Source organism: Maritimibacter harenae, from assembly GCF_009882975.1.
Taxonomy (GTDB): Bacteria; Pseudomonadota; Alphaproteobacteria; order Rhodobacterales; family Rhodobacteraceae; genus Maritimibacter; species Maritimibacter harenae.
Genome location: NZ_WTUX01000006.1, coordinates 90,084 through 104,444, shown reverse-complemented (window position 1 = coordinate 104,444; position 14,361 = coordinate 90,084). Strand labels below are relative to the sequence as shown.

Here is a 14,361-nt window from a genome sequence, read left to right as displayed (position 1 = left end):
CCCGGGCCGCAGGCGCGGTCGGATCAGCCGCGTCCGCTTAGCCGCATCCAGCGGAAGACCAGCATGAGGATCAGGGTCGTGACGCTCAGCCCGACGAGATCCCCCACCGCGTAGGCCGCGAGTACCGCGAGCGCGTGGCCCGTCAGGATCTCGGCCGAGAACACGATCGACTGGCCGATCGAGTTCAAGATCGACGCAATGACGCCGACGAGCAGGAGCCATTTCCAATGGATGCGCAGGGTTTGCCCGGCATAGAGCCTGTGCCCCAGGAAGCGCATCACCTCGAACGCGAGCACGGCCGAGATCGCGCCGACAAGGATCGAGGCCAGCATCACGGGCGACTGTACGTTGGTGATGCCCTCCGGGGTGAACAGCACCTCGGACAGGAAGCCGCCGACGATGAGCGCGGGCACCGCCGACCATCCCATCAGCCAGGTCGCCAGCACCCGCACGCCGTGGGGCAGGTAGACGAGGCTCGCGAAAGCCGTGATGTCGGGCAGGATGCGCGACTGTACCGGCGTGATGAGAAAGGCGGTCAGGCCGTGCGCCAACACATAGGCGATCACGACGAAGAGGGCACTTTTCAGATACGTCACATGGACCATCCGTGTTCTTCGCAGAGACGGAGGCGTGTCCTACAACTCGGGCAGGTCGCCGCCGACAAGATCACTGCGCACGACGTAGGAACGCGACTTGGTCTCCGCGGCGCGCTCCAGAAGGCCGAGCCCGAGAAGCCGGCGAATCGCCCGGTAGAGCGTTGCCTGCGCCACGGGTTGCAGCAGCGTGTGGCTGCGGATCTGATCGGAGCTGACGATGTCGCCCGGCTTTTTGCTCAGGCTGTGGGCCGCGAGAAAGACATCACGTTCGGTACGGCTGAGATCATCCAGGCCAACATCCCGCTCGAGCTGCCGAAGCATTTCGCGGAGCTCGAATATCGATCGCAGCTTATCCATGTTCAATAATGTCCGTCACGCAGGCCGGTCCGTCAACAATCATAAAAAAGACTGTCCACGGGCACAATTATCATAATGATAATATTGGCCTCGCCGCCGGCCCGTGGTATTGTCTTCAAGACGTCTTTCCGTGAGTGGTGGCGTCGCCTTGTATTTCGATCACTATCCGCCTTGGCGATGAAAGTCGCCAAGGCTCATTCTGTTATATGAATATACTGCCCAAATCCAGATTTTATTCATACCAGGCTTAACGGAAGGGCATACTGTGGCCGGTCCGCCGCGCTCAGACCCGCTCAACCTGCACCGACTGGTACTGCAGCATCGCCGGCGCTTCGGAATCCATGAAGGCCACGTCATAGGCGTCGCGCCCGACGGCGATGATCGCCATCGTCTCCGGCGCGCACATGCCGGTGGGGTCGACAAGGTGCCAGGCCCCGTCGAGCCAGACCTCGGCCACCGCGTGGAAATCCGGCGGCGTCACGTCCGGGCCGTAGTTGGCCACCATCCGCGCCGGGATCTGCGCCGCGCGCACCATCGCGCACATCAGGTGGGCATAGTCACGGCAGACGCCCTGGCGGCCCGCGAAGGTCTCCAGCACGTTGGTATCCGCGTCGGAGCTGCCGGGCACGTAGGTGAGGTTCTCTTCGATCCAGTCGCGGATCGCCGCGACCTTGTCACCCCCCGACAGGTGGCCGAAGCGCTTGCCCACGAAGGTGACGAACTTGTCCGACTGGCAGTAGCGCGAGGGGCGCAGGTAGGGCGCGGCCTCGGCCGGGATGTCGTGCAAGGGTGCCGCGGAGAGGGTGGTGAGCGGGATGTGCGGCCGGGTGATGTCCAGCGTGGCGCGGTAGTCCAGCACCATTTCGGTCCCCGGCACGCGCGCCCAGATCCGTTCGCCCACGCCATCGTCGCCCGCGATCCGCGTCAGCGTCGCGTTGCCCAGGTGCAGTTCTTCGGAGACGACCCTCTGGCCATGCGTGTGCGCGGCTTCCACGGCGAGGAACACGGTGTTCGCCATCGGGAAGGTGTAATGCATGGACAGGTCGATCTTGAGACGCATCGGGGCTCCATCGGGTCGGGCGGGATGTGACCCCGCCCTAACCGCTTGTCCCCCGCGTTTCAACGCTGCCGGGCGTCCCCTTGCTGATCAGGACGAGGCGAGCTCTGCGCCGAGGCGCAGGTTGCGGAGCTTCTTCCAGGTCACGTCGGGGTCGATCTTGCCGTAGCCCGCGAAGGTGCCGAAGCCGCAGTCCGTGCTCGCCACCACGCGGTCTTCGCCCACGATGTCGATAAAGCGCTGCAGGCGCTGGGCCACGAGCTGCGGATGCTCGACGTAGTTCGAGCAGGTATCGATCACGCCGGGGGCGAGGATCTTGTCCTCCGGGATGGCCGCGTCGCGCCAGACCACCCATTCGTGTTCGTGGCACGGGTTCGCGCTTTCGAAGAGGATCGTGTTGGGGCGCGCCGACAGGATCACGTCGATCACCTTTTCGAGCGGAATGTCGTGGTCGTGCGGCCCCTCGTAGTTGCCCCAGCACAGGTGCATGCGCATCCGGTCGGCGGGCAGGCCCTCGGTCGCGGCGTTCAGCGCCTCGACGTTGGCGGCGGCGACCTTCACGAACTCGTCCTGCGACATGTCCTGGTAGCCGGTATGGGCCGACATGGCGAGGTCGGGGCAGTCGAACTGGATGTCGAACCCGGCCTCGAGGATCGCCTCGTACTCGGGCCGCATGGCGGCGACCAGCGCCTCGAGATAAGCCTCGTGCGAGGGGTAGTACTTGTTCACCTGGAAGGCGGTGATCAGCCCCGGCGAGGCGGCGTTCATGAAGGCACGGGTGCCGTCGCCCTCGGCGTCGAGCGCGGTCCGGAAGCGGCGGATGTCGTCCAGCGCCGGCTGCAGGTCGACGAGCTTCACCTCGTCGATGCAGGAGGCGCGGGTGAATTCCTGGCTGCCCATGATCGCGCTCAGCTTCTTGGCAAGGTCGGGGTGGGCCGCCAGGTCCTTGGCCGGCTTGCGTTCGATATGCCCGCCGAAACCGCTCAGGCGTTCCTGCATGTAGGTCGAGTAGCCGACCTTGCCCAGTTCGCCGTCGGAGACGATCGAAACGCCCGCTTCGCGCTGATGCTTCACCGCCTCGTTGATCGCCGCCTGCACGGCGGCTTCGAAGGCGTCCGGGTCGTAGGCTTCGCCTTTGTCCTTGGCCAGCAGCAGCGCGGAGAGCGCGTCGCCCCGCGGCAGGCTTCCGACATGGGTGGTTTCGATGGTCATGATGTGGTCCCGTCTGGCATCCAATTGGTCGGACGCCATCAGACCACCCCGGCGTTGGGAACACAACCTGTGTGAGGGCCGAAGGCTCCCGCCTGGTGCCGGATGCGTGCGCCGGGGAGCGCGCCGCTTTCATCGGAAAGGTTGCTGCGTCGTTAACCCCTCCTCTTAGAAAATGACTTATTTTCAATATGTTGGACGCATCGGAAAACCGGTTTTCCGGAAAAGTGGTTTTCGTGGTGGACGCCGAAACGGGACTGCGGCGGCCGGGGGGCAAGCCCCGCGATTGGTCCAGGACATGGGCCCCTTGACACCCGCCGCCTCCTCGCCGATGACTGTCGCCACATCACCAGGGGTGCCCCGGCCGGGGCTGAGATACGCGGGAGCGCGTGAACCCTTCACAGCTGATCTGGGTCATGCCAGCGGAGCGAGGTTACCATGTTCATAGGCGCGCAAGTGTCACTCTACCCGATGACGTCCGACTTCGTGGAGGTCATCGAAACCGGGCTCGAAGCCCTCTCCCCCTATCGCGAACACCTCCGGATCGAGACCGACGACATGTCGACGCTCATGGTCGGTGCGCCCGAGGCTCTGATCGACGCGATCCGCGACCTCTTCGCGGCCTCCGCCCGCCGGCCCGCGCATGTCACGATGCACGTCACCCTCTCGCGCGGCTGCCCGGGGGAGCCAGACGATCCGACCTGCCGCTGCGATACGCTCATCCGGTCGCAGGACCAGCCGCTCGACGCGCGCAAGGCCGCCGCGCGGGACGCCGTCGAAGCGGCCTCGGTGCTGGGCGTCGGGATCGACGTGCAGTTCTCGCTCTACGTGCTGGGACAATCCCACCACATGGACGAGATCTACGGCTGCATCGACTTCCTGAAGTCCTCCGGCACCTTCCTCCGGTCCAAGAATTTCTGCACCCGGCTGCGCGGTGACGCGGGCGCGGTGTTCGAAACGATCCGACAGGCGTTCCTGCGGTTCGGCCCGGCCGAGGGGCATGTGACCATCGACCTGACGGCCTCGGCCAACTCGCCCAGCCTGCGCTGATCCGCGAACCCGGATCGTGCCCGCGCCGGTCGCGCGGGCCGTGTCGGAGGCCGTCATGTCCCACCTGTTCCGCATCCTGCCCGCTCTCGGTTTCGCCCTGGCGCTCGTCCTGGGCTGGGAGCTTTATTGCGCCCTGAGCGGCGTCTCCACGCTGGTCCTGCCGGCCCCCAGCGGCGTGGTCGGCGCGCTTGTGCGGGAACGGGACGAAATCCTGCGCCACGCGGTGAGCACCGTCGGCGTGGCCGCCACGGGCTTTTCGCTGTCGGTCACCTTCGCTTTCGCCACCTCGGTCGCGCTGCATTTCCTGCCCTGGCTCCGACGCGGCGCAATGCCGCTTCTCGTGGCGAGCCAGACGGTCCCGCTTGTCGCGCTCGCCCCCCTCATGATCCTGTGGTTCGGCTTCGGCCTGCTGCCCAAGGTGCTCCTGGTCATTCTCGTCACCTTCTTCCCGATCCTCGTGAGTCTTCTGTCGGGCTACCGCGCGGCGCCGCGGGCCTTTGTCGACCTGATGACCTCGATGGGCGCGGGCCGGGGCCGGATCTTCCGGCAGGTCAACCTGCCGGCGGCGCGCGCCTCGTTCTTCGCGGGGCTGCGGATTTCGGCCACCTACGCGATCGTGGCGACGATCTTCGCCGAATACGCCGGCGCGCGGCAGGGGATCGGGATCTACATCCTGACCGCAAAGAACAACTTCCGCGCCGATCACGTCCTGGCGGGCGTGGTGGTGTCGGCGGTGCTCACGCTCACGCTTCTGGGTCTTCTGTGGCTCGTGGACGCGCTCACCGCGCGCCGGTTCCGGGAGAGGCGCCATGCTCAGGATTGAGGGGCTCACGATCCGCGCCCGTGACCGGGTGATCGTCGAGGACATCGGCTTCGACATGGCCGAGGACCGGGTCACATGCCTGATCGGTCCCTCGGGCTGCGGCAAGACTTCGGTCCAGAAATGGCTCGCGGGCGTGCTGGCGCCGGAGCTTTCGGTCGAGGGGCAGGCGCGACGCGACGGACGCGGACTTGCCCGACCCGACCCGGATCTCGCCTACCAGCCGCAACAGGACGCGCTCTTCCCGTGGCTCACGATCCGCGAAAACGCCTGCCTGGGGCTTGGTGTCGCGGGCCTTTCGCGTCGGGCGGCGCGTGCGAAGGTCGATCCGCTGTTCACACCCTTCGGCCTCGCGGGGTGCGAGGACCTGTTCCCCGACCAGCTGTCGGGCGGCATGCGCCAGCGCGCGGCCTTCCTGCGCACCATCGTGCAGGACACGCGTTACGTGCTCTTGGACGAACCCTTCTCTGCTCTCGATGCGGTCACGCGGCTCACCATGCAGGACTGGCTCTGCGCCCGGCTGCGCGACCGTCCGCGCGGCGTGCTTCTCATCACCCACGACCTGCACGAGGCGACCCGGATCGCGGACCGCATCCTCGTCATGTCGGCCCGACCCGGCCGGATCGTCGCCGACATCCCTCTCACCATCGCGCGGGAGGACCGGAGCGAAGCCGCCCTGGCCGATCTGCGCACCCACCTGAAGACCCTGCTACTGGAGGACACCCAATGATCAGACATATCCTGACCGCTCTCGCGCTGACGGCCCCGGCCGCCGCGCTCGCCCAGGACGAGGTGAGCATCGCGCTCGACTGGACGCTCAACACCAACCACGTCGGCCTGATCGCCGCGCGCGACCGGGGGCTTTATGCCGACGCCGGGCTCGAGGTCGATATCCTGCCCTATTCCGACACGAGTTCGACCGCGCTTCTCGCGGCCGGTGCGGCCGATTTCGCCTACATGACCTCGCTCGGGTTCATGAGCGCGCGTGCCGGCGGGGCCGACATCACCGCCTTGTGGGTAACGATGCAGCACGAGACCGGGCGACTGGTCTACAACAGCGACAACCCGGACATCACGCGGCCCGCCGACCTGTCGGGCAAGACCTATGCCGGGTTCGGCAGCGACTGGGAGGACGCCCTGATCTCGACCATGATCGAGCACGACGGGGGCGAGCCGGTCTACGATACCGTCACCCTTGGCACGGGCGCCTACGAAGCGCTGGCCACCGGCGCGGTCGACTTCACGCTCGAGGTCGCGACGTGGGAGGGCGTGAACTCCGAGATCCTGGGCCGGGACCAGTCGTCCTTCGCCTATGCCGACTACGGCGTGCCGGACCAGCAGAACGGCTACATCGGGACGCGGGCCGAGGTTCTGGCCGAGAAACCGGAAATGGTCGAGCGCTTCATGGAGGCGACGCAGGCGGGCTATGCCTGGGCGGCCGAGAACCCCGAAGCGGCGGCCGAACTCCTGATCGAGGCGGGTGATTTCCCGAACGAGGAGCTCGTCCAGGGCTCGATGCAGAAGATCGTCGAAGGGGGCTTCCTGCGCGATGGCGACGTGCCGGTGGGCACGATCGACGCGGCACGCTTCGCGCGCATGGCCCGGTTCCTCTTCGACAGCGGTGTCCTGTCGGGCACGGATGGTGCGCCGCTGACCTGGCCCGGCGAAGTGTCGGACTGGTACGATCAGGGCTGGATGGCCGACTGAGGGTGACCGGGGCCGGTCAGGCGACCAGCCCCAGCGCCTCGTCCGAGGCGCTTTCCCCGTACTTGTCGCGCGGCGGCCACGGGCGGTCGCGCCAGTCCGGCTCGAACGCGAAACTCGACACCCGGCGCCCTTCGACCAGCGCGCCGTTCCCCGCGCCCTTGGCGTAGTCGTAGTAGAGTTTCACGATCTCCTCTTCGCTCACCTGGCCCGTGGCCGGGTGGGCCATGCAGGCCTCCCGCCACTTGCGCACGCGGGCGTAGTCCGGCGTATCGGGCAGGGTGAAGCCCTCGTAGTAGTCGAGGAACCAGAAGCGCTTGAACATCGGCGTGAAGACGGCCTCGGCCAACCCGAAATCGTCGAACAGGAACGTCCCGTCCGGGTTGTGTTCGCGCAGGAACCCGTCGATGTCGCGGTAGATCCCCAGGATCTTCTCCTGGTGTTCTTCGCGCCGGTCGGGGTCCTGGTTCAGAACGTAGAGATACCCGGCCGCGGTGAAGGGGCCTTCGCGCGCGATGAGCATGGATTCCACCGCGTGCTCATAGGGATCGGCCCGGCGAAGCGCGCTGCCTTCGAGCACCTCGTCAAGGAAGCGCAGGATCACCAGGCTTTCCTTGATGATCCGCCCGTCCGGCGTTTCCAGCACCGGCAGCGCGGTCGTCCCGCGCGTCTTCTCCAGCAGGGCCGGGTCGCGGGGCTTGGTGATGTCGACCACCCGGAACTCGACCGCGTCCTCCTGTCCCCGCAGCGCGAGCATGATCTCGAGCCGCTGCGAGAAGGGGCAGACCGGGATGTGGTAGACGATATGTTTGTCGGGCATGGTTCACTCCTGTGGCGGACCCGCGAAGGTCATGTTGTCGCGGCGCGCGGCGATTTCGATGGCCGGCATGTCCGCGGGACGGGGCACCGGGCACGATCATCTTGAACGTATGTTCTCTGCCGCGCCACAAGAAGAAGTTTTCGCACGACACGCCACACGCCCGTCGCCCGGAGGCGCCGGCTGGTGTTCGACCTGATGCGCCCGCGGGCCGGGCCCGCTCAGAAGGGAAACCCTGCCAGCCGCGCCACGAGTTCGAGGCTGTTGCGCGCGTTGAGCTTGGCCAGGAGCTTGGCCCGGTGCGTCTCCACCGTCCGGTGTGACAGGTTCAGCGCGCGGGCGATTTCCTTCGCGGTGAGCCCCTCGGCCAGCTTCGCGGCCACCTGCCGCTCGCGTTCCGTGAGCTCGACCGTGGGCCGGATCTCGGACAGGTCGGCGAACGTCCAGACCGCCTTCTCGAACGGCGCCTCCGGGCGCAGGGCCTGGCCCCGGACCCGGCACCAGAAGAGTTCACCCGAGGCGCGGCGCATCAGCCGTTCGTCCCAGTGGCGTCCCGTCAGTTTCATCCGGTCCGGTAGCGTCTCACCGATCCGGTCGAAATCGATCACCGACGGGTAGAGAACGGCGAGCGTCTGGCCCCGCAGGTCGGTCTCGGGGTAGCCGAAGGTTTCCGCGAAGCGGGCGTTGTAGTCCCGGATCACGCGGTTCTCCGAGAACAGGATCCCGATGGGCGCGTAGTCGAACGCGATATCCGAGTAACCGTGGTCCATCGTCCTGCCTTCCGTCCCTGTCGCCACAGATGATCCCATCGGCGCGCCGGGTTCAACGTGTTCGCGCATCGCGCCGGGGCTGCAATCCCGTTTCCCCGCTTCAATCTCCCCCGCGGGCTGGGCTATGTCCGGGGCGACACCGAAGGGGGACAGGATGGGCACACCGGGAAACGACGACACGCCGCGCGAATGCGCGTGGGAGGTGGACGGGCTGACGCTGCGCGGGCTGGCGTGGGGCCCCGCGGACGGCATACCGGTACTCGCGCTGCACGGATGGATGGACCATGCCGACAGTTTCCGGGAACTCGCGCCGCGCCTGGTGGGGTGTCACGTGGTCGCGCTCGACCTGAGTGGGCAGGGGCTGAGCGGGCATCGCGCGCCGCATGCGACCTACAACATCTGGGATGACCTGCCGCAGATCGACGGGCTTCTGGACCAGCTTGGCTGGGACGACTGCGTGATCCTGGGCCATTCGCGCGGGGCCAACATCGGCGCGCTCCTGGCCGCGGCGCTGCCGGCGCGGGTGCGTGCGCTCATCTCGCTCGACGCGCTGGTGCCGGATCCGGCGAAGGGCGATTTCGTGTCCACGCTGCGCGCCTTCGTCGCCGACACCCGCAAGCAGAAGGCCCGCGCGCCGCGCAGCTTCGCCACCCGCGAGGACTACGTCGCGCGGCGCAGTTCCCAAGGCAACGCCGCGCACACGGCCGAGGCGCTGGCCGACCGTGCGCTCGAAGAGGTGGAGGGGGGCTTTCGCCTGCGTGGCGACCCGCGGCTCTTCGCCAGTTCCGCGGTCAAACTGACGCAGGCGGACGCGGACGCCGTGATGCGCGCCATCGCCTGCCCGGTGCTCAACATATGGGCCGAGGACGGCATTCTGCGCGGGCGCCCCGCGTTGGCCGACACGGCGGCGCGCGGGGCCGAGCTGATCGCGGATTACCGGCGCGTGGACATTCCCGGTGACCACCATTTCCACCTGGACCCCGAGGCGGCCGGGCGGATCGCGGCAGAGATCACCGATTTCCTCGCCACGGCGGTTCAGCGCCCGCGGTAGACCGGCTTGCGCCGCTCCATGAAGGCGCGCGGCCCTTCGCGGGCATCCTCGGTCGCCATGACGCGGTCCATCGCTTCGGTCTCGATCGCGAAGCCTTCCGCCAGCGGGCGGCCGATGGCCGACTGGGTCACCGCCTTGATCGCTTCGATGGCCACCGGACCGTTGGCCGCGATTTTCTGTGCCATGTCGAGCGCGGCGGGCAGAACGTCGTCGGCCGGCAGGACCCGGTTCAGCAGCCCGGTCTCGGCCAGGCGGGCGGCCGGGACGGTGTCACCGGTCAGGAGCATTTCCATGGCGATGGGCTGAGGCAGTTGCCGGGTGAGACGCGCCAGCGCCCCCGCGAAGGGGATGAGCGCGTGCTTCGCCTCCGGCAGCCCGAACATCGCGTGTTCGGCCGCGATGCGGATGTCGGTGCCGAGCATCAGCTCGAACCCGCCCGCCAGGCAATGCCCGTTGATCGCCGCGATGACGGGTTTCGGGAACGTCTCGCCCTTCAGCCCCGCGCGGAAGACCAGCGACCGATCGGCAAGGATACGGCGATCCCACTCGGTCTCGGGCGCACGGGCGCCGGAAAGAAGCGGGAGCGACAGTTCAAGGTCACCGCCGGAGCAGAACGTCTTTTCCCCCGCGCCGGTCATCACCACCACCCGGACCGCATCGTCCTTCGCGAGCGTGTCGAAAAGGTCGGCCAGCCGGCAGATCAGTTCCGGCGACAGGGCGTTATGGCGGTCGGGGCGGTTGAGTGTGACCAGCGCGACGGGGCCGTGGTGTTCGCAGGTTAGAACGCTCATGCGGCCATGACCGTCAGGCTGATCGGCATGCCCGCGAGCGCATCCTTCATCTTCTCCACGTCACTGCCCGGGACCTTGACGCGGGTGGCAAGCTTGTCGTCCACCTCGACGGTCGCATCGACGCCCAGCTTGTCGGCCGTGGCGGCGACCGCCCAGCGGATCGCCTCGGCCCGGAGGGTGGGCTTGAAGATCTTGCCGACCGGGGTGACCGGCATCGCCTCGACCATCCCGATGCGTTTGGGCAGGGCGACCGGGTCGTCGATGCGCCCCTTCAGGAAGTCGATCAGCTCCGCTTCGCTGACCGTGCTGCCGGCGCGCAGCTCGGCGAAGACGACGGGCAATTCGCCGGCATAGGCATCGGGCATCCCCACCGCGGCCGCGGTCGAGACCTCGGGGTGGGCCAGCAGCGCGTCCTCGATCATCTGCGGATCGATGTTGTGGGCACCGCGGATGATCACGTCCTTCTTGCGCCCGGTGATGAAGAGCCGGCCTTCCGCGTCGATCATCCCCAGGTCGCCGGACACCAGCCAGCCGCCGTCGAGGAACGTGCCCACGTTGCGCGCCGGATCGGAGTAACCCGCCGCCACGTTCGGCCCGCGCAGCGCGACGATGCCCGTCTCGCCCGCCCCGAGCCGCTTGGTCGGGTCCGCGTCGCCGTCGGTTTCGCCGAACACCGCGACTTCCGTGAAGGGCAGGCGCAGGCCGCAGGACATCGGCGTGCGGGGGCCGTGCACCGGCTCGACCGCGATGGTGCCGGCGCATTCGGTCATCCCGAGGATGTTGCGCACCGGCACGCCCACCTGCTTCTCGGCCGCGTCCGCGAGTTCCGTGGGGAGCGGCGACCCCCCGGTCAGCAGCCATTTGAGCGACGAGATGTCGGCGTCCACCGGCGTCGCCTTCAGCGTGGCGAGGATCGTGGGCACGACGCCGATCACCGTGATGCCGAGGCGTTCCACCTGCTTCCAGATCGACCCCATGAAGGCCGCGTTGCGCATCCCCAGCCGCCCGGGCACGACCAGCGTGCCGCCGGCCGACAGCGTCGACAGGCCATAGACGAAGGCGCCCGCGACGTGGAACAGCGGGAAGCCGTTCACCACCACGTCGTCGGGGCCGAGGTCATGCATGATCGCGCAGGAGCGGGCGACATGCGCCTCGTTCAGACGCATGTGCTGCACGAGCTTCGGCGCGCCCGTGGTGCCGCCGGTGTGGTAGTAACCGGCAAGCGCCGTCTCGTCGCCCTCCGGCACGATGTCGGGGCCGTCGGCCGCCGCGATCATCTCTTCGAAGACACCGTCTGCGCCGGGCGAGGGCTGGTCGGCATCGCAGGCGAGGATGGGCAGGGTGATGCCCGCTTCGCGCAGGGCCGGGACCACGCTGTCCCAGTAGTTGAGCTCGTCGTTCACGCCCATGATCACGACCGCCTTGCAGCCGGCCGCCTCGATCAGTCCGGCGATATGCTCGGGTTTGAGCATCGGGTTGATCGTGCAGGCCCGGCCCGCCACCTGCGCGCCCCAGAGCGCGACCTCGCCATAGACCGTGTGCTGCGTGAGGATGGCGACCGCGCTGTCGGCCGTGACACCCAGGCTGCGGAACACCTTGGCCGCGCCCATGACCCGGCCCGCGAAATCGGCGTAGGTGACAAGCTCGTCGCGCTTCGGATCCGTCGCGTCGTGGAGGTAACGGATCGCGACCGCGTCGGGCCGCACTTCGGCCTGGTGGCGCAGAATGTCCCAGGGCGAACGCTGGGGATAGACCTCGGCGAACGGCTGCGCTTCGATGGCGCGGACGTCCTCCTCGCTGCGGATGATCACGGCTTGGCTCCTTTGTCTTCGAATTGGCGGCGCAGGTTGTCGTCGAGCCGGCCCAACAGGCGCAGGAGTTCGGATTTTTCCTGCGCGGAGAGGCCCTCGGTCAGCGACTCCTCGTTCTTGACCACTTCCTGTTCCAGGAGGGCCAGCCGCTCGGTCCCCTCCTCGGTCAGGAAGACCCGGCGCACGCGCTTGTCGGTCGGGGCGGCGCGGCGCTCCACCCACCCCTCGCGCGTCAGCGTCTCCAGCAGCGGGACAAGGCTGGAGCGGTCCAGGAAGACCGCCTCGGCCAGCCGCGACTGGGGAATGCCGGGGTTCGCCTCGATGATCTTCAGAAGACCGAAATAGCGCGGCGCCGAGCCGAACCCCTCGAGCTGCCCCTCGAACCGCTTGTAGGCGGCGATCTGGAGCAGCCGGATGCGGTAGGCCACCGACTGGCGCAGGAACGGCGGTTCCACCAGCGCGGCGACGTTACGCATGATTTCGCCGCTCATCAGTTCATGCTCCCCGGCAGGAACAGGACGAGCGCCGGGAACGCGATCAGCAGGATGAGGCGCGCGATGTCGATCACCACGAAGGGCGTCACGCCCTTGAAGATCGTGGTGAGGCTGACTTTCGACGCGATCGAGTTGATCACGTAGACGTTCATCCCCACGGGCGGGGTGATCAGGCCCAGTTCCACCGTCATCACGATGATCACGCCGAACCACACGGGGTCGAAGCCCAGGGCCGTGACGACCGGGAAGACGATCGGAACCATCAGGATGATCATCGCCATCGCGTCGAGGAAGCAGCCCATCACGAAGAACAGCAGCAGGATCAGCGCCAGCGTGCCGTAGCGGCCCGCCCCGAGCTCGGTCAGGAAGGTGGTGAACTCCTGCGGCACCTGCGTGATCGCGAGGAAGTAGCCGAAGAGCGTCGCGCCGATCAGGACCGTGTAGATCGCGACCGAGGTGCGCAGTGCCTCGACCAGGCTGTCGAGCAGGCTGGACATGTTCAGACGCCCGCGCAGAAGGCCGATGAGCGCGGTCAGGAGCGCACCGGCGGCCGCGGCCTCGGTGGCGGTCACGATGCCGAAGTAGATCGACAGGATCACCGCGATGAACAGCAGGCCCACGGCCCAGACGCCGCGCAGCGCGGACAGGCCCTCGGACAGCCGGAACGGCTCGGCGGCCGGAAGCTGGCGACCGTACCAGATGCGCACGGTCAGCATGTACATCAGGAGCGCCAGGATGCCGGGCACGACGCCCGCGATGAAGAGCGTGCCGATGTCGGTCTCGGTGATGAAGCCGTAGATCGCGAGCACGACCGACGGCGGGATCAGGATGCCGAGCGTGCCGCCCGCGGCGACGATGCCGGTGGCCGCTTTGTCGGAATAGCCCGCGCTCTTCATCTCCGGGTAGGCGATCTTGGTCATCGTCGCCGCGGTGGCGACGGACGAGCCGCAGATCGCGGCGAACCCGCCGCAGGCGCCGACGGAGGCAAGACCGAGGCCGCCCCGGAAGCCCCCGAGCCAGGCGCGCCCGGCGCGGAAGAGCTCTGACGACATGCCGGAGTTGGTGGCCAGCACGCCCATCAGGACGAAGAACGGGATCAGGGTGAGGTTGAAGTCGGTGATCGCCGAGATCGGCGATTGCGACAGCAGGTTCAGCGCGGGGCGCGTGCCCACGACGCTGGCGAAGCCGCCCACGCCGACGATCCCCATCGCGATGCCGATCGGCACGCGCAGGGCCATGAGGGCGAACAGGATTACGAAGCCGCCACCGGCGATGAGTTCGTTGCTCATTTCTTCTGATCCTCGATAAGCTGCTCGTCGATCCCGTCGAATTCGTCGAGGTCGCGGTTTTCGCGCGCGATCAGCCACAGGCGCACGCCGACGGCGAAGAGCCCGGCGAGCAGCCCGGCCCAGATCGCCAGGAAGAACGGCCAATGCGGCAGGCGCAGGTCCATCGTCGTGTCACCTCCGCTCATCGCCGACATCACCCGGCCCCAGATCTTCCAGGTCATCACCGCCGTGAAGACGAAGAGCACCGCCCAGGCGAAGAGGTTGAGCCACCGGCGCGTGCGCGGGCGTACGGCCTGGGCCAGCAGGTCCACCTTGATGTGGCTGCCGTGATAACCGACCGAGGCCATGCCCCATGCGATCGCCACCCCGAGCATCAGCCGGGAAACGTCGAAGGCATCGGGGATGGGACGGGCAAAGCCGTAGCGGCCGATGGCGGAGGCCACGATGAGTATCGTGACGAGGCCGAGGATCGCCCCCGCGATCCGTTCGATCAGCCGGATCGCCTGGCGGATGGGTCTTTTGGCGGGTGTGTTGTCCATAACGTG

At 67.6% G+C, this 14,361-nt stretch carries 16 protein-coding genes and 1 riboswitch; of the genes, 5 read left to right on the top strand and 11 right to left on the bottom strand.

Annotated elements, in window-relative coordinates:
- Positions 1-23: 23 nt before the first annotated feature.
- The 4 genes from GQE99_RS02960 to GQE99_RS02945 all read right to left on the bottom strand — a co-directional run bounded on the left by GQE99_RS02960 (position 24) and on the right by GQE99_RS02945 (position 3,222).
- Positions 24-596 (bottom strand): hypothetical protein, encoded by a 573-nt coding sequence (locus GQE99_RS02960; RefSeq protein ID WP_328794037.1) that lies wholly within the window; start codon positions 594-596, stop codon positions 24-26.
- 39 nt (positions 597-635) lie between these two features.
- Positions 636-953: a hypothetical protein gene (locus tag GQE99_RS02955; RefSeq protein WP_161350088.1), complete on the bottom strand. Its 318-nt coding sequence runs from the start codon at positions 951-953 to the stop codon at positions 636-638.
- A 283-nt stretch (positions 954-1,236) separates the two neighbouring features.
- Complete coding sequence (locus tag GQE99_RS02950; RefSeq protein ID WP_161350087.1) at positions 1,237-2,013, bottom strand: transglutaminase-like domain-containing protein; 777 nt, start codon at positions 2,011-2,013, stop codon at positions 1,237-1,239.
- Positions 2,014-2,100: 87 nt separating this feature from the next.
- The gene (locus GQE99_RS02945) at positions 2,101-3,222 is read right to left on the bottom strand and encodes a cobalamin-independent methionine synthase II family protein (RefSeq protein ID WP_161350086.1); all 1,122 of its coding nucleotides are present in this window, start codon (positions 3,220-3,222) and stop codon (positions 2,101-2,103) included.
- 338 nt (positions 3,223-3,560) lie between these two features.
- Positions 3,561-3,667: riboswitch (TPP riboswitch) on the top strand.
- Between GQE99_RS02945 and GQE99_RS02940 the strand changes: the two genes are divergently transcribed.
- The 4 genes from GQE99_RS02940 (at position 3,658) to GQE99_RS02925 (ending at position 6,796) form a co-directional block, all read left to right on the top strand.
- Positions 3,658-4,269: a YkoF family thiamine/hydroxymethylpyrimidine-binding protein gene (locus GQE99_RS02940; protein WP_161350085.1), complete on the top strand. Its 612-nt coding sequence runs from the start codon at positions 3,658-3,660 to the stop codon at positions 4,267-4,269. (Overlaps the previous riboswitch by 10 nt.)
- A 55-nt stretch (positions 4,270-4,324) precedes the next feature.
- Positions 4,325-5,092, top strand: a complete 768-nt coding sequence (locus GQE99_RS02935) for an ABC transporter permease (RefSeq protein WP_161350084.1) — start codon at positions 4,325-4,327, stop codon at positions 5,090-5,092.
- On the top strand, positions 5,079-5,819 hold the full coding sequence (locus GQE99_RS02930; protein WP_161350083.1) for an ABC transporter ATP-binding protein: 741 nt from the start codon (positions 5,079-5,081) through the stop codon (positions 5,817-5,819). Before GQE99_RS02935 ends, GQE99_RS02930 begins: the two co-directional genes overlap by 14 nt.
- Positions 5,816-6,796 (top strand): ABC transporter substrate-binding protein, encoded by a 981-nt coding sequence (locus tag GQE99_RS02925; protein WP_161350082.1) that lies wholly within the window; start codon positions 5,816-5,818, stop codon positions 6,794-6,796. Before GQE99_RS02930 ends, GQE99_RS02925 begins: the two co-directional genes overlap by 4 nt.
- Before the next feature lie 16 nt (positions 6,797-6,812).
- On the opposite strand, the gene GQE99_RS02920 is transcribed toward GQE99_RS02925, so the two are convergent.
- Both GQE99_RS02920 and GQE99_RS02915 read right to left on the bottom strand, forming a co-directional pair.
- Complete coding sequence (locus tag GQE99_RS02920; protein WP_161350081.1) at positions 6,813-7,613, bottom strand: glutathione S-transferase family protein; 801 nt, start codon at positions 7,611-7,613, stop codon at positions 6,813-6,815.
- 218 nt (positions 7,614-7,831) lie between these two features.
- Positions 7,832-8,380: a helix-turn-helix transcriptional regulator gene (locus GQE99_RS02915; protein ID WP_161350294.1), complete on the bottom strand. Its 549-nt coding sequence runs from the start codon at positions 8,378-8,380 to the stop codon at positions 7,832-7,834.
- Positions 8,381-8,534: 154 nt separating this feature from the next.
- Between GQE99_RS02915 and GQE99_RS02910 the strand changes: the two genes are divergently transcribed.
- Positions 8,535-9,431, top strand: coding sequence for an alpha/beta fold hydrolase (locus GQE99_RS02910; RefSeq protein WP_161350080.1), 897 nt, complete (start codon positions 8,535-8,537; stop codon positions 9,429-9,431).
- Here the strand turns inward: GQE99_RS02910 and GQE99_RS02905 are convergent.
- From GQE99_RS02905 to GQE99_RS02885, 5 genes are read right to left on the bottom strand one after another with little or no spacing between them, the layout of a single operon-like run.
- The gene (locus GQE99_RS02905) at positions 9,416-10,222 is read right to left on the bottom strand and encodes an enoyl-CoA hydratase/isomerase family protein (RefSeq protein WP_161350079.1); all 807 of its coding nucleotides are present in this window, start codon (positions 10,220-10,222) and stop codon (positions 9,416-9,418) included. The genes GQE99_RS02910 and GQE99_RS02905 overlap by 16 nt on opposite strands.
- Complete coding sequence (locus GQE99_RS02900) at positions 10,219-12,033, bottom strand: AMP-binding protein (protein WP_328794036.1); 1,815 nt, start codon at positions 12,031-12,033, stop codon at positions 10,219-10,221. Before GQE99_RS02900 ends, GQE99_RS02905 begins: the two co-directional genes overlap by 4 nt.
- Positions 12,030-12,524 carry a MarR family winged helix-turn-helix transcriptional regulator gene (locus GQE99_RS02895; RefSeq protein ID WP_161350078.1) on the bottom strand — a complete coding sequence of 165 codons (495 nt, stop codon included), beginning with the start codon at positions 12,522-12,524 and terminating at the stop codon, positions 12,030-12,032. Before GQE99_RS02895 ends, GQE99_RS02900 begins: the two co-directional genes overlap by 4 nt.
- Positions 12,524-13,816 (bottom strand): TRAP transporter large permease, encoded by a 1,293-nt coding sequence (locus tag GQE99_RS02890; protein ID WP_161350077.1) that lies wholly within the window; start codon positions 13,814-13,816, stop codon positions 12,524-12,526. Before GQE99_RS02890 ends, GQE99_RS02895 begins: the two co-directional genes overlap by 1 nt.
- The gene (locus GQE99_RS02885) at positions 13,813-14,355 is read right to left on the bottom strand and encodes a TRAP transporter small permease (protein ID WP_161350076.1); all 543 of its coding nucleotides are present in this window, start codon (positions 14,353-14,355) and stop codon (positions 13,813-13,815) included. Before GQE99_RS02885 ends, GQE99_RS02890 begins: the two co-directional genes overlap by 4 nt.
- Between the last annotated feature and the right edge of the window lie 6 nt (positions 14,356-14,361).